General features: G+C 54.8%; 21 protein-coding genes and 1 tRNA gene. 7 read left to right on the top strand and 15 right to left on the bottom strand.

Annotation, left to right across the window (positions count from 1 at the left end):
- Window positions 1–196: 196 nt before the first annotated feature.
- From ACR0AK_RS07065 to ACR0AK_RS07050, 4 genes are all read left to right on the top strand, one after another.
- Complete coding sequence (locus tag ACR0AK_RS07065; protein WP_480792832.1) at window positions 197–550, top strand: hypothetical protein; 354 nt, start codon at window positions 197–199, stop codon at window positions 548–550.
- Between the two features lie 116 nt (window positions 551–666).
- Window positions 667–1,677, top strand: coding sequence for a branched-chain amino acid ABC transporter permease (locus ACR0AK_RS07060; protein WP_170557289.1), 1,011 nt, complete (start codon window positions 667–669; stop codon window positions 1,675–1,677).
- Complete coding sequence (locus ACR0AK_RS07055; RefSeq protein WP_480792831.1) at window positions 1,674–2,987, top strand: branched-chain amino acid ABC transporter permease; 1,314 nt, start codon at window positions 1,674–1,676, stop codon at window positions 2,985–2,987. Before ACR0AK_RS07060 ends, ACR0AK_RS07055 begins: the two co-directional genes overlap by 4 nt.
- Before the next feature lie 186 nt (window positions 2,988–3,173).
- On the top strand, window positions 3,174–3,425 hold the full coding sequence (locus ACR0AK_RS07050; RefSeq protein ID WP_480792830.1) for a hypothetical protein: 252 nt from the start codon (window positions 3,174–3,176) through the stop codon (window positions 3,423–3,425).
- A 44-nt stretch (window positions 3,426–3,469) separates the two neighbouring features.
- On the opposite strand, the gene ACR0AK_RS07045 is transcribed toward ACR0AK_RS07050, so the two are convergent.
- On the bottom strand, window positions 3,470–5,011 hold the full coding sequence (locus ACR0AK_RS07045) for a helicase HerA-like domain-containing protein (RefSeq protein WP_480792829.1): 1,542 nt from the start codon (window positions 5,009–5,011) through the stop codon (window positions 3,470–3,472).
- 432 nt (window positions 5,012–5,443) lie between these two features.
- On the opposite strand from ACR0AK_RS07045, the gene ACR0AK_RS07040 reads away from it, so the two are divergent.
- Window positions 5,444–6,052 (top strand): invasion associated locus B family protein, encoded by a 609-nt coding sequence (locus tag ACR0AK_RS07040; RefSeq protein ID WP_480792828.1) that lies wholly within the window; start codon window positions 5,444–5,446, stop codon window positions 6,050–6,052.
- A gap of 69 nt (window positions 6,053–6,121) precedes the next feature.
- Here the strand turns inward: ACR0AK_RS07040 and ACR0AK_RS07035 are convergent, their stop codons facing one another.
- From ACR0AK_RS07035 to ACR0AK_RS07020, 4 genes are read right to left on the bottom strand one after another with little or no spacing between them, the layout of a single operon-like run.
- Complete coding sequence (locus tag ACR0AK_RS07035) at window positions 6,122–7,330, bottom strand: beta-ketoacyl-[acyl-carrier-protein] synthase family protein (protein ID WP_170557279.1); 1,209 nt, start codon at window positions 7,328–7,330, stop codon at window positions 6,122–6,124.
- 9 nt (window positions 7,331–7,339) lie between these two features.
- Entirely contained in the window at window positions 7,340–7,597 is a 258-nt protein-coding gene (locus ACR0AK_RS07030; protein WP_170557277.1) for an acyl carrier protein, read from the bottom strand.
- Window positions 7,598–7,629: 32 nt separating this feature from the next.
- The gene (gene lpxD, locus ACR0AK_RS07025) at window positions 7,630–8,721 is read right to left on the bottom strand and encodes a UDP-3-O-(3-hydroxymyristoyl)glucosamine N-acyltransferase (RefSeq protein WP_480792827.1); all 1,092 of its coding nucleotides are present in this window, start codon (window positions 8,719–8,721) and stop codon (window positions 7,630–7,632) included.
- Between the two features lie 36 nt (window positions 8,722–8,757).
- Window positions 8,758–10,362, bottom strand: coding sequence for a L,D-transpeptidase family protein (locus ACR0AK_RS07020; RefSeq protein ID WP_480792826.1), 1,605 nt, complete (start codon window positions 10,360–10,362; stop codon window positions 8,758–8,760).
- A gap of 354 nt (window positions 10,363–10,716) precedes the next feature.
- On the opposite strand from ACR0AK_RS07020, the gene mepK reads away from it, so the two are divergent.
- Window positions 10,717–11,286, top strand: a complete 570-nt coding sequence (mepK, locus tag ACR0AK_RS07015; RefSeq protein WP_170557274.1) for a peptidoglycan L,D-endopeptidase MepK — start codon at window positions 10,717–10,719, stop codon at window positions 11,284–11,286.
- Between the two features lie 279 nt (window positions 11,287–11,565).
- Entirely contained in the window at window positions 11,566–11,742 is a 177-nt protein-coding gene (locus tag ACR0AK_RS07010; RefSeq protein ID WP_170557273.1) for a hypothetical protein, read from the top strand.
- A 111-nt stretch (window positions 11,743–11,853) separates the two neighbouring features.
- Here ACR0AK_RS07010 and ACR0AK_RS07005 read toward each other — a convergent pair.
- The 10 genes from ACR0AK_RS07005 to iscR form a co-directional block, all read right to left on the bottom strand.
- Window positions 11,854–11,930: transfer RNA gene (locus tag ACR0AK_RS07005), tRNA-Arg, on the bottom strand.
- A gap of 66 nt (window positions 11,931–11,996) precedes the next feature.
- Window positions 11,997–13,217, bottom strand: a complete 1,221-nt coding sequence (locus tag ACR0AK_RS07000; protein ID WP_170557272.1) for a cysteine desulfurase — start codon at window positions 13,215–13,217, stop codon at window positions 11,997–11,999.
- A 14-nt stretch (window positions 13,218–13,231) separates the two neighbouring features.
- Complete coding sequence (locus tag ACR0AK_RS06995) at window positions 13,232–13,798, bottom strand: Yip1 family protein (RefSeq protein WP_480792825.1); 567 nt, start codon at window positions 13,796–13,798, stop codon at window positions 13,232–13,234.
- Window positions 13,795–14,280 (bottom strand): YIP1 family protein, encoded by a 486-nt coding sequence (locus tag ACR0AK_RS06990; RefSeq protein ID WP_480792824.1) that lies wholly within the window; start codon window positions 14,278–14,280, stop codon window positions 13,795–13,797. Before ACR0AK_RS06990 ends, ACR0AK_RS06995 begins: the two co-directional genes overlap by 4 nt.
- Window positions 14,280–15,560 (bottom strand): Fe-S cluster assembly protein SufD, encoded by a 1,281-nt coding sequence (gene sufD, locus ACR0AK_RS06985; RefSeq protein WP_480792823.1) that lies wholly within the window; start codon window positions 15,558–15,560, stop codon window positions 14,280–14,282. Before sufD ends, ACR0AK_RS06990 begins: the two co-directional genes overlap by 1 nt.
- Entirely contained in the window at window positions 15,560–16,315 is a 756-nt protein-coding gene (sufC, locus tag ACR0AK_RS06980) for a Fe-S cluster assembly ATPase SufC (RefSeq protein ID WP_170557265.1), read from the bottom strand. The genes sufD and sufC overlap by 1 nt, the downstream gene beginning before the upstream one ends.
- 39 nt (window positions 16,316–16,354) lie before the next feature.
- On the bottom strand, window positions 16,355–17,230 hold the full coding sequence (locus ACR0AK_RS06975; protein WP_480792822.1) for an FkbM family methyltransferase: 876 nt from the start codon (window positions 17,228–17,230) through the stop codon (window positions 16,355–16,357).
- A 37-nt stretch (window positions 17,231–17,267) separates the two neighbouring features.
- Window positions 17,268–18,788 carry a Fe-S cluster assembly protein SufB gene (gene sufB, locus ACR0AK_RS06970; RefSeq protein WP_170557262.1) on the bottom strand — a complete coding sequence of 507 codons (1,521 nt, stop codon included), beginning with the start codon at window positions 18,786–18,788 and terminating at the stop codon, window positions 17,268–17,270.
- Between the two features lie 18 nt (window positions 18,789–18,806).
- On the bottom strand, window positions 18,807–19,850 hold the full coding sequence (locus ACR0AK_RS06965) for a cysteine desulfurase family protein (RefSeq protein WP_480792821.1): 1,044 nt from the start codon (window positions 19,848–19,850) through the stop codon (window positions 18,807–18,809).
- Between the two features lie 60 nt (window positions 19,851–19,910).
- The gene (gene iscR / locus ACR0AK_RS06960) at window positions 19,911–20,369 is read right to left on the bottom strand and encodes a Fe-S cluster assembly transcriptional regulator IscR (protein WP_170557259.1); all 459 of its coding nucleotides are present in this window, start codon (window positions 20,367–20,369) and stop codon (window positions 19,911–19,913) included.
- Window positions 20,370–20,541: the final 172 nt, after the last annotated feature.

The raw sequence follows: 20,541 nt of genomic DNA, 5'->3' as shown, positions 1-20,541 counted from the left end.
AATCGGGGCTATCGAAGTTAATATCTCAAGAAATATCAAGAGGATGTGAGCACATACTCACTCCTCTTTTTTTTTGCATGATATTGTCTAGGTCAGATGAGGGCGACACAGATTACCGCTCGCTCGTCACTCTCAACCACCCGCATTCCAGCAGAATCCCCAATATGGAAAGCGGAGCGAACCACCAAGGGACACCATGAAAAATCTGACTGCACTGACACTCGCCATTCTCGCCCCCTCATTTGGTTTGGCTGCTGGTCCCGGACCGCTAAACGGCGCTGATTTTGTCGTGACCTGCATCTCCGACACCGATGGTGGCAGCGTTACTCTGGCCCGTTCGGGCGCCACCGACACTGGCTTCATCGTAACGGACACAATTCGGGGTGAGGCCAAGATTCTATCGGGTGTAAACTCGCTGACGTTTCTCCACATCATGGACAAAGACGTGGTCACTTTTGTCGTCGATTTCGACGACCTAAACTATGATATGACCATCAAGGGAGAGCACAGTGCAAACGACCGTGGCATTTGCGAAGACCCTGTAGGCTGACAAAGCGATAACTCTCTCACATTCCGGCCCTTTCAGACCAAAAAAGGGGGCGCAAATTGTTGTGTCTGTCATAAACGTCGTGCCATAAAGCCGCACCCGGACAGTGAGAAGAATTGATGGACTTACTAAACGCGCTTGTTGCGCTTTCGAACTTTGTGATCGTGCCTGCGGTTGCTTACGGCAGCCAGTTGGCTCTGGGGGCGCTGGGTGTAACGCTCATCTACGGAATCCTGCGGTTTTCGAATTTTGCCCATGGCGATACGATGGCCTTCGGCGCGATGATTGCCGTACTTGTAACTTGGGGCCTACAAGCCGCCGGAGTGAGCTTCGGTCCACTACCCACCGCGCTGTTGGCCCTCCCATTTGCGATCCTGGGCTGCATCGTTCTGGTTCTGATAACCGACCGGCTGGTCTATCGGTTCTACCGGGAACAAAAGGCCAAACCGGTGATCCTTGTGATCGTTTCTATGGGCGTCATGTTCATCATGAACGGGCTTGTTCGCTTTATCATCGGACCGGATGATCAAAGGTTCTCGGATGGTGCGCGCTTCATAGTCTCGGCCCGTGATTTCAAGGCAATGACCGGATTGCGCGAGGGGCTAGCGATCAAGACGTCCCAGGGCATCACCTTAGTGGTCGCTGTTGTCGCCGTGGCGCTGCTGTTCTGGTTCCTCAACAAAACCCGTACGGGCAAATCGATGCGGGCCTATTCCGACAATGAGGATCTGGCACTTCTCTCGGGTATCAACCCCGAGCGCGTTGTCATGATCACTTGGATTATCGTGGCGGCACTAGCGACCACCGCTGGAGTTCTCTACGGATTAGACAAGAGTTTTAAGCCCTTCGTCTATTTCCAACTTCTGCTGCCAATCTTCGCATCGGCTATTGTCGGCGGGTTGGGCAATCCCCTGGGGGCCATCGCGGGCGGTTTCATCATCGCGTTTTCCGAGGTCACCATCACATATGCCTGGAAAAAAGTGCTGACTTACGTCGCACCGGAAAGTCTGGCGCCATCGGGGTTGGTGCAATTCCTGTCCACCGATTACAAATTCGCGGTCAGCTTTGTCATCCTGCTGATCGTGCTTCTGTTCAAGCCCACGGGCCTGTTTAAAGGGAAAGCGGTATGACCGAATCCGTCAAAAATTCGCTGCTTTTCGTTGTCGTTGGCGGCTTGATCCTGTTAACCGGTTTCACCCAAAGCTGGAACTCTGCGATCCTGATCCTGAACATGGGGCTGATCTCGGCCATAATGGCGATTGGAGTTAACCTGCAATGGGGGTTTGCGGGCCTCTTTAACGTTGGCGTCATGGGATTTGTCGCTTTGGGTGGTCTGGCCGTTGTGCTGGTTTCGACCCCTCCGACCCCCGGCGCGTGGTCTTCGGGTGGCTATGGAATTGTTCTGGCGCTGCTACTGGGCGCCGCCACCGTTGTCGCCGCTGTACTGGTGGCGACCCGGATGCCCAAAGGTCGTGCACAGACACTGACGATTATCGCCATTCTCATCGTAGGATTCTTTGTCTACCGGGCGATTTTCGATCGAAGCGTCGCGGGTGTTGAAGCGATTGATCCGGCAATTGCCGGTAACCTTGGCGGTTTGAACCTACCGGTCCTCCTAGCCTGGCCAGCGGGTGGTTTACTGGCCGCTGGTGCGGCGTGGCTAATCGGTAAAACAGCGCTTGGATTGCGCTCGGACTATCTGGCGATTGCAACGCTGGGCATTGCCGAAATCATCATCGCAATCATGAAGAACGAAGACTGGCTGGCGCGGGGCGTCAAGAATGTCTACGGCATCCCGCGCCCCGCCCCCGTGGTCGGCTACGAGGTTGAATTGCAGAACGATCCCGGCTTTATCGCGCGCGCCGATTGGTTCGGGCTGGACCCGGTCATTGCGTCGACGCTGTCGGTCAAACTGGGCTATTCGCTGCTGTTCATGATCGTGTTGCTTGTCTTGCTTTGGATGGCTCAGATGGCATTGAAAAGCCCTTGGGGCCGGATGATGCGCGCCATTCGAGACAATGAGGTCGCCGCCGAAGCTATGGGCAAGGACGTCACCCGCCGGCACCTGCAGATTTTTGTGCTCGGCTCGGCCATCTGCGGAATTGCGGGGGCAATGATGACGACGCTGGACGGACAGTTAACCCCCGGAACGTATAACCCGCTGCGATTTACCTTCCTTGTCTGGGTGATGGTGATTGTCGGTGGATCGGGTAACAATTTCGGCGCTGTTCTGGGCGCGTTCCTGATCTGGTTCCTGTGGGTTCAGGTCGAACCAATGGGACTGTGGTTCATGAACTTGATTACCTCCAGCATGCCGGATGGCAGCGCACTTAAATCTCACTTGATCGACAGTGCCGCACATATGCGCTTGTTCACCATGGGCCTTATCCTGCTTATTGTACTCAGGTTCAGTCCAAGGGGGCTTATCCCGGAAAAATAAGATCACAATCCATCAAATCTTGAAACCACGCCAACGGATTGGTGCGGTTTCTTGATTTTGTTGGGTATACCGACTAGACGAAGCCCAGTACCGCCTTGATCCAGCCCTCATTTTGGCCAGTATTTACGCTAAATTGACACCTGCCCCGCGATCATTCGGGAAACTTACGAGTAAAGAAGAGTGCACATGAATACTTCCTTCACTAAAATCGCCCTTGTCGTTCCGCTAGTCGTTACCCTTGCGGGCTGTATCCCTTCTCCGGAAGATTTTGAAACGCCTCCCGTAAAAGTGCAGACGCCAAAGGGTGAAGTCACCTGCCAGCTATATCGCCCAGATCGTGTAATCTGGGATCGGGCGACCAACTTCCCAGCGACCAAAATGTCGGTCGCAGAAGCGGATGCCTACTGCAAACAGGAAGGCCAGCGCCGACTGAAATAACAGAGCGCGCCGGGCAGCAAAAAACACTGCCCGGCGCGAGACCTTTATCTTGCTTTGAACAAACCGCCCAATATGCCGCGCACAATGCGTCGGCCGGTTGTTCCCTTAAGTTCCTTAATCACAGCCTCGCTCATCGCAGTTGCGAACGTGTCCTTCTTGCGCATCGCGCGAGAAGATGACCGTCCAACCCTACTGCCGGAATAGCGTCTGGCTGTCGCGAATTCACGCTCGGCGGTGGTTTGACTTTCCAACTGCTCCTCGGCTGCAGCTGCGGCTTCCGCCGCCGTATCAGCGCGAGCGCGCAGAATTTCAAAAGCAGATTTCCGGTCTTTCAACGTCCCGTATTTCGCTTTCATAGCAGAGGCATCCATCAGAGCCTTCCGCTCGGCCTTTGTAATCGGCCCCAATTGCGATCCAGGTGGTCGGATCAAGGTGCGTTCCACGATCCCGGGCACGCCTTTCTTTTGCAACATCGAAGTGACGGCTTCCCCTACACCAACCTCGCGTATCGCCTCTTCGGTGTCGAAGGCTGGGTTTTCGCGATAGGTTTCAGCCGCAAGCCGCAGGTTCTTACGATCCCGCGCGGTAAATGCGCGCAAGGCATGTTGTACCCGGTTACCCAATTGACCCAGAATGTCCTCGGGAACGTCTGCCGGGTTCTGCGAGATGAAATAGACACCCACCCCTTTAGACCGAATGAGGCGCGCGACCTGTTCGACCTTGTCCACCAGCACCTTTGGGGCATCGTCGAACAGCAGATGGGCCTCATCGAAGAAGAACACCAGTTTGGGTTTGTCCGGGTCTCCAACTTCTGGCAGTTCCTCGAACAGTTCGCTCAGCAACCACAGCAAGAAAGTTGCATAAAGACGCGGAGATCCCATGAGCTTGTCAGCGGCAAGGATATTCACGACGCCCTGACCATTCTCATCAACGCGCATCAGATCGGCGAGTTCCAGTGCGGGTTCCCCAAACAATTTGGTGCCGCCCTGGTTTTCCAGCACCAAAAGGCGGCGTTGAATGGCGCCGATCGAAGAGGTTGAGACGTTACCGTATCGTAAAGACAACTGCGCCCGGTTTTCCCCGATCCAGACAAGCAGGGACTGAAGATCTTTTAGGTCCAACAGTGGCAGCCCTTCTTCGTCCGCCACCCGAAACGCGATGTTTAGAATACCCTCTTGCGCTTCGCTTAGATCCATCAGACGCGACAGCAGCAGCGGTCCCATCTCAGTCACGGTTGTACGAACTGGATGCCCTTGCTGACCGAACAAATCCCAGAATGTGACCGGGCAAGCGCTGTACGAATAGTCGGCAAAACCAATCCGCTGGGCACGATCCTGAAACGCCTGGTGAAGCTTGTGGCTTTCACTGCCCGCCTTTGCCAGACCAGACAGATCCCCTTTGACGTCGGACAGGAAGACCGGAACACCAGCCTGGGAAAACCCCTCGGCCAGAATTTGCAGCGTCACGGTTTTTCCCGTTCCGGTCGCCCCTGCGATCATGCCGTGGCGGTTGGCATATTTCAGCGTCAATGACTGCGGTTGGCCATAGTCGTTGCCGCCACCGCCCAAGAATATGTTTTCGTCCATGAATGTAAGGCCTTGTTTCAACCGATCTGCGGCCAGCATACAAAGTTAACCTTTACCTGCGAAAGTCTAATTGCTGCCTTCGTGGTTCAGGTTACGAGGCGGCATATTTCCTCCCTGTCGACTGGCCGCGCCCTCGGGCGCGGTTTTTTTCACAAATCATGGCCATTACATTAAAAATTCAGGTTAGCAGTTGACCGAAGCCCCTGCCTTTCGTAACGTCTGCGCATAACTAAGTCGGCCAGTCCGACGGGGAGAAAATTATATCGAAGGGAGCCGCTCCACCGGCTCCCTTTGTCATTCTAGCCGTCGCAGCGTATTCCCTTGATCCGGCGAAAAACCGTTCACATCTTGAATTGGCCCACGTTTGCCCCTGACAGTGTCGGGCAAGGGTGATAGACGAGTGAAAAAGTCCAACACATTACCGAGGCATTTATGATCAAGAACACCCTATCCGTCAGCCTGATGACCGCCGCCTTGTGGTGCGGGGCCGCGTACGCACAGGAAGCGACACAGGAAACCGAACAACAGCCCGCGACCTCGCAGACCGAAGCCGGCAGCGACCTGGACCTGGGTGAAACTGGCCCGCGTCTCGGCGAGCAATACGTCAAGGAAGAAAAAGGCGATTGGGCGATCCTTTGTATCAAGACTGATAACGACGAAGACCCCTGCGCGATGCGTCAAATCCTGACCGGCGAGCAGGGCCAGCCCATCGCCGAAATCACCCTTGAAAAGCTGCCAGAAGGTGCTGCCGCAGTTGCAGGCGCAACTGTGGTCGTCCCGCTGGAAACTATGCTGCAGGCGCAGCTGGCCCTTTCGATCGACGGTGCGCCGGGTAAGCGATATGACTACCACCATTGCAATCCAGTTGGCTGCCTCGCGCAGCTGGGCTTTACCCAAGGCGATGTAGACGCAATGAAAGTCGGAACCAAAGCAACGCTTTCACTTGTCTCGGTTCTAGCTCCGAACCAACTACTACAACTGGAAGTATCGCTGTCGGGCTTCACCGCCGGCTTTGAAGGCCTGAAAGTCTTACAGAACTGATTATTAAGCCAAACAAATAAAGAACGCCGCTGGTGATAACCGGCGGCGTTTTTGATTTGTGGCCAGAGTTTAAATGCGTTTCAGGGCAAGAACAGCATTTAACCCACCAAAGGCAAACGCGTTGCTCAGCGCTACGTCCACCTTTGCTTCGCGGGCTTCGTTCGGGACAACGTCCAACGCACATTCGGGGTCGGGTTCTTCATATCCGATGGTCGGAGCGATCACGCCGTCCCGCAGCGCCATTATACAGGCCAACATCTCAACAGCGCCGGTGCCGCCGATCAAGTGGCCATGCATCGACTTAGTCGACGAGATCATCAGCTCGTCTGCATGAGGGCCAAAAACATCAGCTACGGCGGCGCATTCGGTCTTGTCATTGGCCGCAGTCCCAGTGCCATGTGCGTTGATATATCCGACACTGTCCGCGTTTAGACGTGCATCCGCCAGCGCTCCCGACATGGCACGCGCCGCGCCTTGCTTGCTTGGCATGACGATATCCGAGGCATCTGAAGACATCGCAAAACCGACAACCTCACACAAGATATCGGCCCCGCGAGCATGGGCATGTTCGTATTCTTCGAACACAAAGACGCCTGCGCCTTCACCCTGCACCATGCCGTTGCGATTCGCGCTGAACGGGCGGCATGCGTCCTTGGACATAACCCGCAGCCCTTCCCAGGCTTTAACCCCCCCAAAGCACAACATCGATTCCGACCCACCGGTCAGCATCGCCGGAGCTGCGCCACTGCGCACCATTTGAAAGGCCAGCGCCATAGCGTGGTTCGATGAGGCACAGGCCGTCGAAACCGTAAAGCTGGGGCCCTTCAGGTTATGTTCCATCGAAACGTGGCTTGCTGCAGCGTTGTTCATCAATTTAGGAACAACAAACGGGTGTACCCGGTTTTTACCATCCTCATAAACGGAACGGTAATTGTCATCCCAAGTCGAAACGCCGCCGCCAGCCGTACCCAGAACAACGCCGGAACGGGCGGCAAGATCACCGTGAAACTCGATCCCGGATTGATCGATCGCCTCTTTCGCAGCCGTCAAAGTGAATTGGGTGAACCGGTCATACAAAGTCATTTGCTGGCGGTTAAAGCGACCCTCGGCTTCGAACCCGCGGACCTGACCACCTATTTGGATTGCAAGCCTTTCCACATCTCGAAATTCGAGGGCAGAAATCCCGCAGCGCCCTTCTCGCATAGCCTCTAACGTGTCGGGCACCGAATGGCCCAACGAATTGATTGTACCGGCCCCGGTGATAACGACTCGTTTCATAGGATTACGTCAGACCTTTTCCGACACCAGCTTTTCGATACCGGTGATGATGGCCGCAACATTTGAGATATCAAAGTCGCTGGCTGTCGGCTCATTGGCATTGAACGGAATCGAGATGTCGAACTCTTCCTCAATGGCGAAAATACTTTCGACCAGACCAAGGCTATCGATGCCAAGATCTTCGAGCGTGCTTTCGGGTGTCACATCCGACGGCTCCAGCACGGCCTGCTCTGCAATGATTGCGATGACGCGGTCGCTGATGCTCATGTCGATCCTCTGATTATTATCTTGAGGTTGATTTAATCACTTGGAGGCTGTTTGGAAACAGCCTTTTTCAACGCCTCAACGTCACGTGCCAATCGAGGCAGACGGCGTTGTGCTTTGTAAATCTCTGTATGCGTTTCCATTTTTATCCCCGGATAACCCATAATCACACGTCCTTTGGGCACGTTGGACAGAATTTTTGTGCCTCCGCCGGCAATCACTCCATCTCCGATAAAGATGTTGTCTACTACTCCGGTCTGACCACCCAGCACAACGTTATTGCCGATCTCAACCGATCCGGACACTCCGGTTTGTCCGCACAGCAGGCAATCCCGCCCGACGCGTGTGTTGTGTCCAACGTGAACCAAGTTATCTAGCTTTGAGCCGTCGCCGATGCGTGTATTCCTGATGGTCCCATTGTCGACGGTGCAATTTGCACCAACTTCGACATCGTCACCAATCTCAACGGCACCCAGAGAATGAATACGCATCCAGCTTTGGGCGCGAAGTTCGCCCTGATCACCCATAGTCTTGCGCGCGTTTTCAGCACCAGACACTTCGGGTGTCACAAAGCTGAACCCATCACCGCCGATACGTGCACCGGGTTGCGCGATGAAACGGTTACCGATTTTTGCGCGGGCGCCGATACTGACCATTTCGCGCAGCACTGCATCGTCACCCAGAACGGCATCCATCCCGATCACGCAATGGGGCCCTATGACCACGCCTCTACCGATGCGCACACGTGCGCCAATGACTGCGAGAGGACCGATCGAGGCATTTTCACCAATTTCGGCCGTCGGATCGATGACAGCCGAGGGGTGAATGCCATGTTCCACCCCCTGCCCGCGATCCAGCATCGCCGTGATCCCAGCCATCGCCATGCGTGGGCGCGGCACGAAAATAGCGGCTTTAAGCCCTAAGGCTTGCCAATCCGCACCCTCCCACAGAACAGCAGCACGTGCTGCTCCCGTGCTGAGCGCCTCTGCGTATTTCGGCGACATTGCCATTGCCAAATCAGACGGTCCGGCATCAGCCGGCTCTGCAGCACGCTCAATGGCGACGCTAAGATCGCCCTGACTTTCCGCGCCCAAGGCTTCGGCGATTTGCTGAATTGTGTACTGCATGACGGGCTTCCCGGATTAAGGACCTGCCCCCGGTGATTACCCTTGAACGTCCGGCAGGGCCACCCCTGCTTTCTGCAAGGCCTCCCAGATTTTCCGATCCCGGTCATAGACATCGCGGCGATACTGGACTTCACCTTTCGGGCCAATATAGGCCGTACGATATATCAGGTGCACCGGAACATGCTGTTCAAGCTGGACAGTTGTTTCTTTTCCTGTCGCCAGTATCCGCTGGAAGAACGCCTTTGGGTTTTCTTCCTGCTTGGCCAAAAGCGCATAGGCGAACTCAAAAGGTTGCGCCAAGCGAATGCATCCATGCGAGAAAGCCCGCGACTCACGCGCAAACAGAGATTTCTGAGGCGTATCATGCAGATAGATGTTGTGCTTGTTGGGGAACATGAACTTCACTAACCCCAGCGCGTTGCTTTTGCTGGGGGGTTGGCGCATTGCAAACGGGAAGTTCTTTGTATTGAATTGGGTGAAGTCAACGGCACCCCGGTTCACAAGACGACCACTGCGATCGGTGATCTGAATATGGCCGACCGCATTCGGGTTTGACTGAAGTTTTGGCAGATATTCCTTGGTAATGATCGAGCGCGGCACATACCAACTTGGGTTAATGACCATATGCTCCATCTCGTCCGAGAATTCGGGGCTTCGGCGGTCATGCACGTTTTTGCCAATAACGGCGCGGGTTTCAAAGGTAACGCGTCCATCGTCTACGATCTTCGCTGAAAAGTCCGCCTGGTTTACCAGAATATGACGCTCGCCCCGTTCGCGCGGCAGCCAGCGCTCGCGTTCGAGCGCAACATATACAGCCTTTAAACGCTCGGACGCAGTGCGATTAAGCTCGGCGATGGTGCCCTGACCAGCGACACCGTCGGGGGCAAGGCCATGCGAATGTTGAAAATCCTTGACGGCAGCAAGCATCGCATCATCGAATTCAGGGCTGGCCGTTGGTTTTAGATACCCCATTGCAATCAGACGGTTACGCAGCTTGATTACATTGGCTCCGGTATCTCCGTATTCCAACTTATCCGCTGGTACGCCAGCGCCCCAACCACCTTGGTTGACCAAAGCTTCCAACGCGATTTTCTGCTTCATCAATGCACGGTATTGAGTGGACTGCGGTGCTAGCTGATCGAAATATGCGTCACCTTCTGAGGCAAGCAGCCCCTCCAAATGATCGTTGGCAGACTTGCGCGAGACTTTACGGACCAGCCCATCGTCAATCTGCGCCGGGCGCAAAGCACCCGAGTATAGATCATTTGCGTAGCTGACAAATGCCTTGCTGAGAGCGATTTCAACGGCACCCAAATCCCGCAGCGATGTGGCGTCCTGCATTTGTGAAAGGATAGACTGAACGTCATAGGCCCCTTCGGGCAGGCCATGCAAGTTTGTGGAAGACAGTGCTTTGATCAACCTTGTCCGGCGCGCTTCATGTTCGGGCGTGTCGCCGACCCATATCGGGGCAAACGCGTTGGTCCGGTAAAATTCGGCAAGACCCGACCCAACGGGCGCAAACTCGGCAACAGCCATTTGAAATGCTGTTCCGGGCGCCGACTGAGCGCCTGCCAAAGAGGCTGACGCCGAGATGCAAGCGGCGAAGAAAAGACTTTTAGGCAACCGATAAAGTGCTCGCATGGGATGACCTTAGTTATTCAATACGTTGCGCGTTCTGAGGCGCGTTCCGGACGAATATGGTTTTCGGCTGGACGTTTTGTCCATTCACAAATACATCAATTCGACGCATCCATTCGTGCCTGATGCGCGTTTGCATCGGCTGCGTTGCGCCAATGCCTAATTGCCTCAATATTATACCAAATTGCATCACCTGCGCAAAAAACTGCCGAAAATTCCCCCTTGAAAAGATGAATGTGAAAGATTTCTTGGCTGGCCTTTCTGACTGTGTCATAAATCCCGCATCTGGGATGGGAAAAAATTAATACCGCGCGCGTAACATCGTGTGCAGGCAGGAACAGTACGGGACGAAACCAAATGACCACGAGCAGTACATCGGGCTTGACCCGGCGTGCCCTATTGGGCGCATTTGCGGCAACCGCAGTCGTAGCAGCACCGACCTATTCCAACGCAGCAGGATTTTTACGCGGCAGCGGTGATATCCGTCGCATTCGTATGTATTCAGGCCGCACAGGCGAACGGCTTGATATGATATATTGGGTCGATGGAAAGTACATCAAGGACGCTGTCAAAGAAGTGAACCACTTCATGCGCGACTGGCGCACTGACCAGTCAAAGTCCATGGACCTGCGAACCATCGACATCATGGCAGCCTCTCACAACCTGCTGGACGTGAACGAACCCTACACGCTTTTGTCCGGCTACCGTTCTCCCCAAACCAATGCAATGTTGCGGTCGCGCTCGCGCCGTGTGGCTAAGAATTCGCTGCATATGAAAGGCCAGGCTGCTGACTTGCGCCTGTCCTCGCGTTCCGTTTCTCAGATGGCCAAAGCGGCCATTTCCTGCCGTGCTGGTGGTGTCGGTAAGTACCACCGTTCGAACTTCGTCCACATGGATTGCGGAGAAGTTCGCAGCTGGGGCGGCTAAAGCACACCCAACTGTTTTTCAACGACGAGCGCCCTTGGGCGCTCTTTGTTTTTGGACGTCAGCGGTAAGCGCTTTTCTCGAAAATGGGATCACGAAACGCCGTGCCGTTAAGTCCGGCCATTGCTCCAAGAAGTGGCTTCCTGCGGGTCCAAAACTCCATCTTCGGTGAACTGGTGCCCTACTCTCATCCATTTATTTTAAAATGATAAAAATCTCCGCGATTTATGAAGAGCTTTTTTACATGAAAGGAGTCATATTGCGGCAATAGGGAAAAGTGTAATGATCTCAATTGTCGCTAACATAATAGCTTTGTTCCTGCTGGTTGCCGCGCTTTATCTGGCTTACTACGCAGGTTCGTTTCAGCACGAACTCAAGGATACCGATAGGTTGCCGCCCGTGGTTTTGTTTTCCATAGTGGTGGCATTTGCAGCTTATCTGTTGTTGGTGCTTGTATAAGTACTTTCGTCAGCGACCTGTGGTCTGTTCAGGTTTCTACATCGTCGCAAAAACAGCCGTCGGAAAAAGGTATAATCCCTGAAGAGGGCCCGAACCAAAACTGTTTAGAAGTGGCGCACCTGAGAGGATTCGAACCTCTGGCCTCTGCCTTCGGAGGGCAGCGCTCTATCCAGCTGAGCTACAGGTGCCTGAGCTGTTAGCTAACCTTGTTCCGATCCGGGCGCAACTGCAAATCCACCCGGAACGGACAGGTTTCATGCAAACAAATCGTGTGCCAATTCCAAAGCGTCGATGAGAATGTCCACCTCATCCGTGGTGTTGTACAAACCAAAGCTTGCACGACAAGTCGCGGTAACACCGTAGAAATCCATCAACGGGCCGGCGCAGTGATGACCGGCTCGGACGGCCACGCCTTTCTTGTCCAAAATGGTCGAGACATCATGCGCGTGCCCTGCCCCTTCCATCGTGAAGCTGAAAATTGCCGCCTTGTCAGGACGGGTGCCCTGAACCTGCAGCCAGTTCAGACCCGTCAGTTTCTGCATCGCATAGTCGCGCAGCCCGGCTTCATGGGCGGCGATGTTTTTCATCCCCAGATCCATCATGTAATCCAGTGCAACACCCAAACCGATTGTCTGGACAATTCCGGGTGTTCCGGCCTCGAACTTCATTGGCGGATCGTTGTAGATCACCTGATCTTTGCTGACCTCTTTGATCATGTCGCCGCCACCGATAAAGGGGCGCATCTCGGCCATGCGTTCTGATTTGATGTAAATCGCACCAGACCCGGACGGGCCATACAACTTGTGGCCAGTAATGGCATAGAAGTCGCAACCGATATCCTGAACGTTCACCGGCATATGTACGGCCCCCTGGCTGCCATCGACCAGAACCGGAACGCCTTTTTCATGAGCGCCTTGCGTGATTGCTTTGACATCGACCACGGTGCCCAGAACATTCGAGCATTGGGTTACGGCAACCAGTTTGGTTTTGGGACCAATCGCGTCGATCACGGCTTGCGGATCCAGCCCGCCGTCGGCGTCCACATCGACCCATTTCAGGACAACGCCCTGACGTTCGCGCAGGAAATGCCAAGGCACGATGTTGGCGTGGTGTTCCATCACACTCAGCACGATTTCATCCCCGGCCTGCAGGCGCGGCATGGCCCAACCGTAAGCGACCAGATTAATCCCCTCGGTCGTGCCAGAGTTTAGGACGATCTCATTCTCATCCGCCGCACCCAGAAAGCGGGCGATTGTTCCGCGTACGGATTCGTACTTCTCAGTCGCCAGATTGGACAGATAATGCAGGCCACGGTGAACGTTCGCGTATTCTTCGGAATAAGCCCGTGTAACGGCGTCAATAACGACTTTCGGTTTTTGCGCCGATGCGCCGTTGTCCAGATAAGTCAGCGGCTTGCCGTTCACATCCCGCGACAGGATCGGAAAGTCCGAGCGTATTTTCTGCACGTCATACATGGTCTTATTGTTTCCTATACGGGGCCACCGGGCGTTAGTGCGAGGACAAATGGAACTGCGATCAAAATGGACAGCACAATAACCCCGAAGGATTTTGCAAGCGAACCGAACTGATGCGCTTCATTCAGGAAATGTAGCGTTACGTAAAGGCTAATCACTGCCGTAGCCAAAATAAACATGAGCAGTAAAAACGGCAGAAAGATAGTGATGACCAGAGTGACCACCATCGCTGCAATCTGCAGGTATTGCAGCCAGATCGTCAGCGTCAGGATGTCATCGAATGATGCGCGACCGCCCAGAAACCGCCCCACGAACAGAAAAGCCCCAACACTGAGCAGCATAGTGCCGGCTGTTTGAAGCAGCCCCAGTAGCGCAGGCGTAGGTGGCGGTGCCGATTCACCAGCGGGGATCGGAACAAAATGAACAATACCCAGTTGCACAAGGCCTTGCAGCACTACTGCAAGAGAGAAAGCCAGCCACAAAACCTCGCGCCCCGGGCGCATGTCCAAAAGGCGTCTAGCTGCCTGCGCAGGGTTTGTCAGGGTCAACATCGCAAGATCGACAAAGCCAACGGGGTTCATTCTTGCCGCCTTTGTGCTTGACTGAGACCCGCCAGCCAGAACCAGAGAAACACTCCGAACCAGACAATTCCAACGACTGTCAGCGCCGGACCGGATCCGATTAAACCAGCGACCAATCCATTCAACAAAACCAGAGGGGTTGACGCCACAAGCGCCCAAAACAGCGCCAGTCTTGCGCCATAAGACGTCCCATGACCGCCGACCAGTCGGGCAGCGCCATATGAAACAAACGCAAGAAGGTAGAAAACCAGCGGCAAAATTATAACGGTTCCCATCAAGGCACCGCCCATCAGCATATCCAGCTCCAGCCCTTCGAGATGCGCGCGCCGCGCAAGGCCGGGCAACTGGGCGATGAAAGCCACAACGCAGAACGCCATGACAAACATCAGTGCCCTGTCCTCGCGCGGGCCAAGATCAAGAAGCCGCCGCACGACCCGTCCCGGCCCCCGATAGGTGGCCACGATATCCGAAGTCAAAGGCATCAGATATGCCGCGACAACCAGCCTTCTAGGCGGTTCACGATGGCCTCGGCCAATGACTCATCCTCGATCTCATCAACGGCTTCGGCCAGGAATGCCAGTGTCAGCATGTTGGTGGCGTCTTTAACGGATACTCCGCGGGAGCGAAGGTAAAACAGCGCGGTCTCGTCAATTGCGCCCGAGGTCGAGCCGTGCGAACACGCAACATCGTCCGCGTAGATCTCGAGCTCGGGTTTGGCGAGGAACTGACTGTCATCATCCAGCAGCAAGGATTGGCTGATCTGATAACCGTCTGTCTTCTGTGCGCCTTCTTTGACCAGGATCTTACCCTGAAAAACGCCGGTCGCACCGTTGCGCAAGACTTTCTTAAAGACTTGGCGGCTTTCACAGTTTACAGCGTCATGCGTGACAAAAACCGTGTCATCATGGTGGAAATCACCATCGCCAACACACGCACCTGCCACATGAGCAATTGCATCGTCGCCAGTCAGCTCGACCACCTGTTCGTTGCGCGTCAGAATGCCATTCACGGTCAAGGTAAAGGACTTATAGACAGATTCCTGCCCCAGACGCGTGAACATGTGTGTCGCGGCACGGCGTTCGTGGTCCCTGCCCTGCGCGCGAACGTGATGCAGCGAACCGCCATCGGCGATGTCGATTTCCATGCACTTATTAAAGCGCGACGCCGCCGGACCGTTTTCAAGGATCGTCACCTCGGCCCCGCTTTCGACTCGGATGATGTGGTGCAGCATCGCGTCAGAGGTTTCGGACGCATGGCGATAAATCAGGCTGATCGGCTTCGACGGCTTACCGGTCACATGGATTGCGACGCCGTCCGCAGCAAAAGCTGTATTCAAAGCCGCCAAAGGCCGCTGTACCGGGGATTGCCCGCGCGCCTCAAGAACGCCGTACAATTCCTTGGCCCAATGGATATCTTTGCAGCAGATATCCTCAATCCGATCGATACTGACACCTTCAAGCTCCAGATCATCTGAATCTTCAGCGCTGAACACGCCATCGATAAAAACGATTTTCAACCGATCCAGATTGCCAAACAGCAATGGTTCATCTGATTTGAACAGCGCGGCACGAGGTGCCTCAGGCGAAATCAGGGTGTCAGGACGCGTGTATTTCCAATACTCGTCACGCCGTCCGGGCAGACCCATTTCCAATACGCGAGCCAATGCGTCCTCGCGCGCGGCACGGGTGCATCCGGCATCGGGCATGGTCAACGTGGCCAGCCGCGCCTCGGTCGCGGTTTGTTTTACTTCGGGCAAAGCCATCAGTTCACCTCGGCCAGAATGTCGGCATAACCATTGTTTTCGACTTCCAGCGCCAATTCGGGTCCGCCGGTTTTGACGATACGACCGTCTGCCATGATGTGCACGACGTCCGGTTTGATGTGGTCCAGCAGACGCTGATAGTGGGTGATAACCAGGAAACCACGCCCTTCGTCGCGCAGCGCGTTGACGCCTTCGGCCACCAGTTTCATCGCGTCGACGTCCAGACCCGAATCCGTTTCGTCAAGGATGCACATCTTGGGTTCCAGCATCGCCATTTGAAGGATTTCGTTCCGCTTCTTCTCACCACCCGAGAAACCAACGTTTACCGGACGTTTGAGCATATCCGCGTCGATCTTCAGCGACTTTGCCTTGGCGCGCACTTCTTTCAGGAAGTCGGCAGCAGACAATTCGTCTTCGCCGCGCGCCTTGCGCTGAGCGTTCACGGCCGTGCGCAGGAAGGTCATGTTGCCAACACCCGGAATCTCAACCGGGTACTGGAATGCCAGAAAGACGCCCGCAGCAGCGCGTTCTTCCGGCTCCATTTCCAGCAGGTCCTCGCCGTCTAGTGTGGCGGATCCTTCGGTTACCTCGTACCCATCGCGGCCCGACAACACGTAGCTGAGTGTCGATTTGCCAGACCCGTTCGGACCCATGATTGCGTGCACTTTTCCGGCCTCAACCGTCAGATCGACACCTTTGAGGATTTGCTTTTCTTCTTCCTCAAGCTTCACGTGCAGGTTTTTGATTTCCAGCATTTTTTCTCTTTCTGCGTCCGTGAAAGGACGCCCGCCATTTTAAGTTGTTTTATGCAAACGGTCCACATAACCATTTGCTGCTTCCATTGATATCTCGCCACGGTTTTCAAGAACCGAGAGGGCAAGAGTCGTGATGTCAAAACTTTCGAAAACAGAATCCGCCAGAATGGCAAGTTGCTTTACTTTTTCGCTGCCCAATTCTTTCATTTTCATCAAATTCCGAATGAAAACGGCATCGCCATCGGTCAACTGGTTTGCGTGAAACCGCGGGCGTAGTCGCAGTGAAAGTTCACATCCGCGCAGCGGCCTTGGAATAAACGTCAGAAACTTGTGCAGCGAATATCCGTAACCACCCAGCACATCCATTTGGGCATTCAACAGCGGCTGATCTTCGTAGATCGGGACCGCCGCAACCTCAGTGATGATCGCACAGGCCTCACTCAGATGTTTGCCGCCACCCTCGAAGATCTGGGTTTCTGCCCCTTGGACGTCGATTTTAAGCAGATCGAATTCAGGCAGGTCATCAATGTCGTCAAGCCGATGGCTAACCAACTCTAATTGCTGACGCAGCCGAAGCTTTCTGTTCCAGTTTCCGATCGTTGCCAACCAATCCGGGTTGGGGCTGTAGAATGAGGTAAAACCGCCGCTGCGATAAACATTTAGCGTTTGTTCCCCACCCTGCCCAACGGCATAAGGCAGATAGTGTTCTCGTGGACCTGCCGCTTCAACCAGCTTCGCATATGCGTCGGGCTGAGGCTCAAAGCCCCAGACCTCGCACAAGCCAGCATCCCTAAGTCTGTAATAGGGGGATTCATCAAGCGGATTTGCACCTATATCGACAACTCGGGTCAATCGACCCGGGCAGATCATGTCAATCAGGTACTTCGTCCTGTCGATATCAAAGTACTTTGGCACTTCGACGCATCCTTAGCGACTACACATCAAACGAGATTTACCCGACCGAGCCTTCCAACGAGATCGCCACCAACTGTTGCGCCTCCATAGCGAATTCCATCGGCAGCGCCTGCAGGACGTCCTTACAGAATCCGTTGACAACCAACGCGACGGCTTCTTCCTCGTCCATGCCGCGCTGGCGGCAGTAGAACAGCTGATCGTCATCCACCTTGGATGTCGTCGCCTCGTGTTCAACGCGTGAAGAATTGTTGCGGACCTCGATATACGGCACCGTGTGTGCGCCGCATTTGTCGCCGATCAGCAAGCTGTCGCATTGGGTATAATTGCGGCTGTCCTTGGCCTTAGGATGCATCGATACAAGACCGCGATAAGTGTTTTGGGCCTTGCCAGCGCTGATCCCCTTGGACACGATGCGCGATTTGGTGTTTTTGCCCAAGTGTACCATCTTGGTGCCGGTGTCGGCCTGTTGATAGTTGTTGGCAATCGCGATCGAATAGAACTCGCCCTGGCTTTCGTCACCGCGCAGGATGCAGGACGGATACTTCCAGGTCACGGCCGAACCGGTTTCCACCTGTGTCCACATCACTTTGGAACGGTCGCCCCGGCAATCCGCGCGCTTGGTCACGAAGTTGTAGATGCCGCCTTTGCCGTTTTCATCCCCGGGGAACCAGTTCTGAACGGTCGAGTATTTCACCTCGGCATCTTCCTCGATGATGATCTCGACGACCGCTGCGTGCAATTGGGCTGTGTCTCGCTGTGGTGCAGTACAGCCCTCCAAGTAGCTGACGTAGCTACCTTTATCGGCAATGATCAGTGTGCGTTCGAACTGACCCGTGTTTTCTGCGTTGATGCGGAAATAGGTGCTCAACTCCATCGGGCAGCGAACACCCGGCGGGATGTAAACAAACGAACCGTCCGAGAATACGGCCGAGTTCAACGTGGCGTAGAAGTTGTCGGACACAGGAACGACGGTGCCGAGGTACTTTTTGACCAGTTCGGGATGTTCACGGATCGCCTCGGAGATCGAACAGAAGATCACACCGTGTTTCGCCAACTCGTCCTGGAATGTCGTACCAACAGAAACCGAGTCAAACACCGCGTCCACGGCGACCTTGCGACCCTCGGCCGGCATATCTTCGGCTCCTTCAACGCCAGCCAGAATCATCTGTTCTTTCAGCGGGATACCCAGCTTTTCGTACGTGGCCAACAGCTTGGGGTCTACCTCGTCCAACGACTTGGGCTTTTCCTCCATCGACTTGGGACGGGCATAGTAATACTGATCCTGAAAGTCGATCTTAGGATAGGAAACCATGGCCCAGTTCGGTTCGTCCATCTTGGTCCAGCGTTCGAACGCGGCCAGACGCCATTCGGTCATCCACTCGGGCTCTTCATTCTTTTCCGAGATTAGCCGGACGATATCCGGGTTCACGCCCTTGGGCGCGTATTCCATCTCGATATCGGTATCCCAACCGTATTTGTAAGTTCCGACCTCACGTACCGCGTCCACGGTTTCCTGATCGACACCTTCTTTTACCTGGGTCTGGTCCAAAGCGGCCATTTGACACCCTCCGTCAGATCACGCGGCGCGCGCGCGATGCTTCTTTTCTTTTTCAAGCCACGTCTCGGCGAAACGCAGCACGTTCTCTTCAGTAGTCAAAGGTCCCAGAGATACGCGGATCGCGCTGGCTGCTGTAACCTCTTCAAAACCCATTGCGGTCAACACCGCGCTGGCCCGGACCTTGCCGCTGGAACAGGCAGAGCCTGCGCTGACCGCAAAACCCGCCAAATCCATCTGCATGACCTGTGTTTCACCCCTCCAACCGGGTGTCGCGAAACACGAGGTATTTGGCAGACGATCCTGACCTTTCCCGACAAAAATAGTAGATTTAGAACCAGCCTCAAGGGCATTTTCTAGAATATTTCTAAATTCACGGATCTGTTCCCAGACGCCGTTGGACAGATCCCGCGAAGCAGCTTCAGCTGCCGCCCCGAACCCTGCGATTCCAACCACATTTTCAGTGCCTGAGCGTCGGCCCATCTCTTGCCCACCACCTTTGATCATGGAAGGCAATTCTGTGCCGCGTTTCATTACAACAGCACCAATCCCTTTGGGACCACCCAGTTTATGGGCTGAAATCAATGCCATCCGGGCGCCGAGCCAGTTAAAAGCAACCGGCAATTTTCCAAACGCCTGGGTCGCGTCAGTCACGGCCAACCCGTTGGGTAGCGACTGGACAATCCCCGTCTCGGAATTCGCAAGCTGCAGGGTCGACTTCTCGGGGTTTAACACATCCACCTGACCGGATTGCGACGCGGGTAAGTCTTCGGTGATCCACGACCTGATCGCATCATGCTCAATCGCCGATCCATGCAATTCACGATTGGCAAGCGTCAGCGCGGCCCCTTCGGTCGAGCCAGATGTGAATACAACGTCCGCGCCATCAGCCCCAAATGCGGTTGCAACCTGCGCCCTGGCGCGTTCGATCAGAGCTTTTGCCGCGCGGCCTTCGGCGTGAACGGAGGACGGGTTCCCGCACAGATCCATCGCCGCCAACATGGCGTCGCGCGCCTCGGGGCGCAGCGGTGTTGTTGCATTATGATCCAGATAAACACGATTCATGGATACATCTTTTCTATGATGCGAAACGGGCAAACGATCCCAAATGCAAACGGCATCGGGTCACTCATCAACAACAGAAAACAGGCTGGGAACTGCTGGGCACGGGGCCAAATCGTTTTTGATAACATCAGACAAACGCGTCTGGTGCAAAAACACGTAGACATGCGCGCTAAGCCCTTCCCACAGGCGGTTGGTCAAAGACTGCGCCCGGCTCCCCGACGATGCCCCAGACGCCCCTGCACCTTTCTGCAGCGCATCAACGGTTTCATCTACCGCCGCCAGAATTTCGACCACCCGAATCTCGGAAGCAGGCCGCGCCAGACGATACCCGCCCCCTGGTCCACGCACGGACGCAACCAATTCGGCACGACGTAGCTTGACGAAAAGCTGTTCAAGATAAGGAAGTGAAATATCCTGACGTTCGGAAATTTCACCTAGCGTTACCAGTCGATCTGAGGGCTGTAGAGCAATATCAGCCAGTGCGACCATCGCGTAACGACCCTTTGTCGAAAGCTTCATTGTCTTTCCCTCATGGCAGGTTATACGCGAAAACATTGACGCCGCCGCCGCCAGTGCGTATCTCCGACAAGCAGCGCCTTGCGCATAGCATCACAATTAGAACCGTTCTAAAGTGCCTTACGAATACCGTCAAGTATATCATGGCATCAGGAAGAAAAAGACAGGACCAAAG

Source organism: Ruegeria sp. BI12, assembly GCF_056537985.1.
This window is presented reverse-complemented; position numbering and strand designations above follow the sequence as displayed.

Excerpts from the sequence above, each read along its gene's own strand:
- ACR0AK_RS07055 (WP_480792831.1), top strand. The coding sequence starts at position 1,674 with ATGACCGAATCCGTCAAAAATTCGCTGCTTTTCGTTGTCGTTGGCGGC.
- ACR0AK_RS07060 (WP_170557289.1), top strand. The coding sequence starts at position 667 with ATGGACTTACTAAACGCGCTTGTTGCGCTTTCGAACTTTGTGATCGTG.
- mepK (WP_170557274.1), top strand. The coding sequence starts at position 10,717 with ATGACCACGAGCAGTACATCGGGCTTGACCCGGCGTGCCCTATTGGGC.
- ACR0AK_RS07010 (WP_170557273.1), top strand. The coding sequence starts at position 11,566 with ATGATCTCAATTGTCGCTAACATAATAGCTTTGTTCCTGCTGGTTGCC.
- ACR0AK_RS07030 (WP_170557277.1), bottom strand. The coding sequence starts at position 7,597 with ATGAGCATCAGCGACCGCGTCATCGCAATCATTGCAGAGCAGGCCGTG.
- ACR0AK_RS07050 (WP_480792830.1), top strand. The coding sequence starts at position 3,174 with ATGAATACTTCCTTCACTAAAATCGCCCTTGTCGTTCCGCTAGTCGTT.
- ACR0AK_RS07035 (WP_170557279.1), bottom strand. The coding sequence starts at position 7,330 with ATGAAACGAGTCGTTATCACCGGGGCCGGTACAATCAATTCGTTGGGC.
- ACR0AK_RS07040 (WP_480792828.1), top strand. The coding sequence starts at position 5,444 with ATGATCAAGAACACCCTATCCGTCAGCCTGATGACCGCCGCCTTGTGG.
- ACR0AK_RS07065 (WP_480792832.1), top strand. The coding sequence starts at position 197 with ATGAAAAATCTGACTGCACTGACACTCGCCATTCTCGCCCCCTCATTT.
- ACR0AK_RS07020 (WP_480792826.1), bottom strand. The coding sequence starts at position 10,362 with ATGCGAGCACTTTATCGGTTGCCTAAAAGTCTTTTCTTCGCCGCTTGC.
- lpxD (WP_480792827.1), bottom strand. The coding sequence starts at position 8,721 with ATGCAGTACACAATTCAGCAAATCGCCGAAGCCTTGGGCGCGGAAAGT.
- sufC (WP_170557265.1), bottom strand. The coding sequence starts at position 16,315 with ATGCTGGAAATCAAAAACCTGCACGTGAAGCTTGAGGAAGAAGAAAAG.
- ACR0AK_RS07045 (WP_480792829.1), bottom strand. The coding sequence starts at position 5,011 with ATGGACGAAAACATATTCTTGGGCGGTGGCGGCAACGACTATGGCCAA.
- ACR0AK_RS06990 (WP_480792824.1), bottom strand. The coding sequence starts at position 14,280 with ATGCCTTTGACTTCGGATATCGTGGCCACCTATCGGGGGCCGGGACGG.
- ACR0AK_RS06995 (WP_480792825.1), bottom strand. The coding sequence starts at position 13,798 with ATGAACCCCGTTGGCTTTGTCGATCTTGCGATGTTGACCCTGACAAAC.
- ACR0AK_RS06965 (WP_480792821.1), bottom strand. The coding sequence starts at position 19,850 with ATGAATCGTGTTTATCTGGATCATAATGCAACAACACCGCTGCGCCCC.
- iscR (WP_170557259.1), bottom strand. The coding sequence starts at position 20,369 with ATGAAGCTTTCGACAAAGGGTCGTTACGCGATGGTCGCACTGGCTGAT.
- sufB (WP_170557262.1), bottom strand. The coding sequence starts at position 18,788 with ATGGCCGCTTTGGACCAGACCCAGGTAAAAGAAGGTGTCGATCAGGAA.
- ACR0AK_RS07000 (WP_170557272.1), bottom strand. The coding sequence starts at position 13,217 with ATGTATGACGTGCAGAAAATACGCTCGGACTTTCCGATCCTGTCGCGG.
- sufD (WP_480792823.1), bottom strand. The coding sequence starts at position 15,560 with ATGGCTTTGCCCGAAGTAAAACAAACCGCGACCGAGGCGCGGCTGGCC.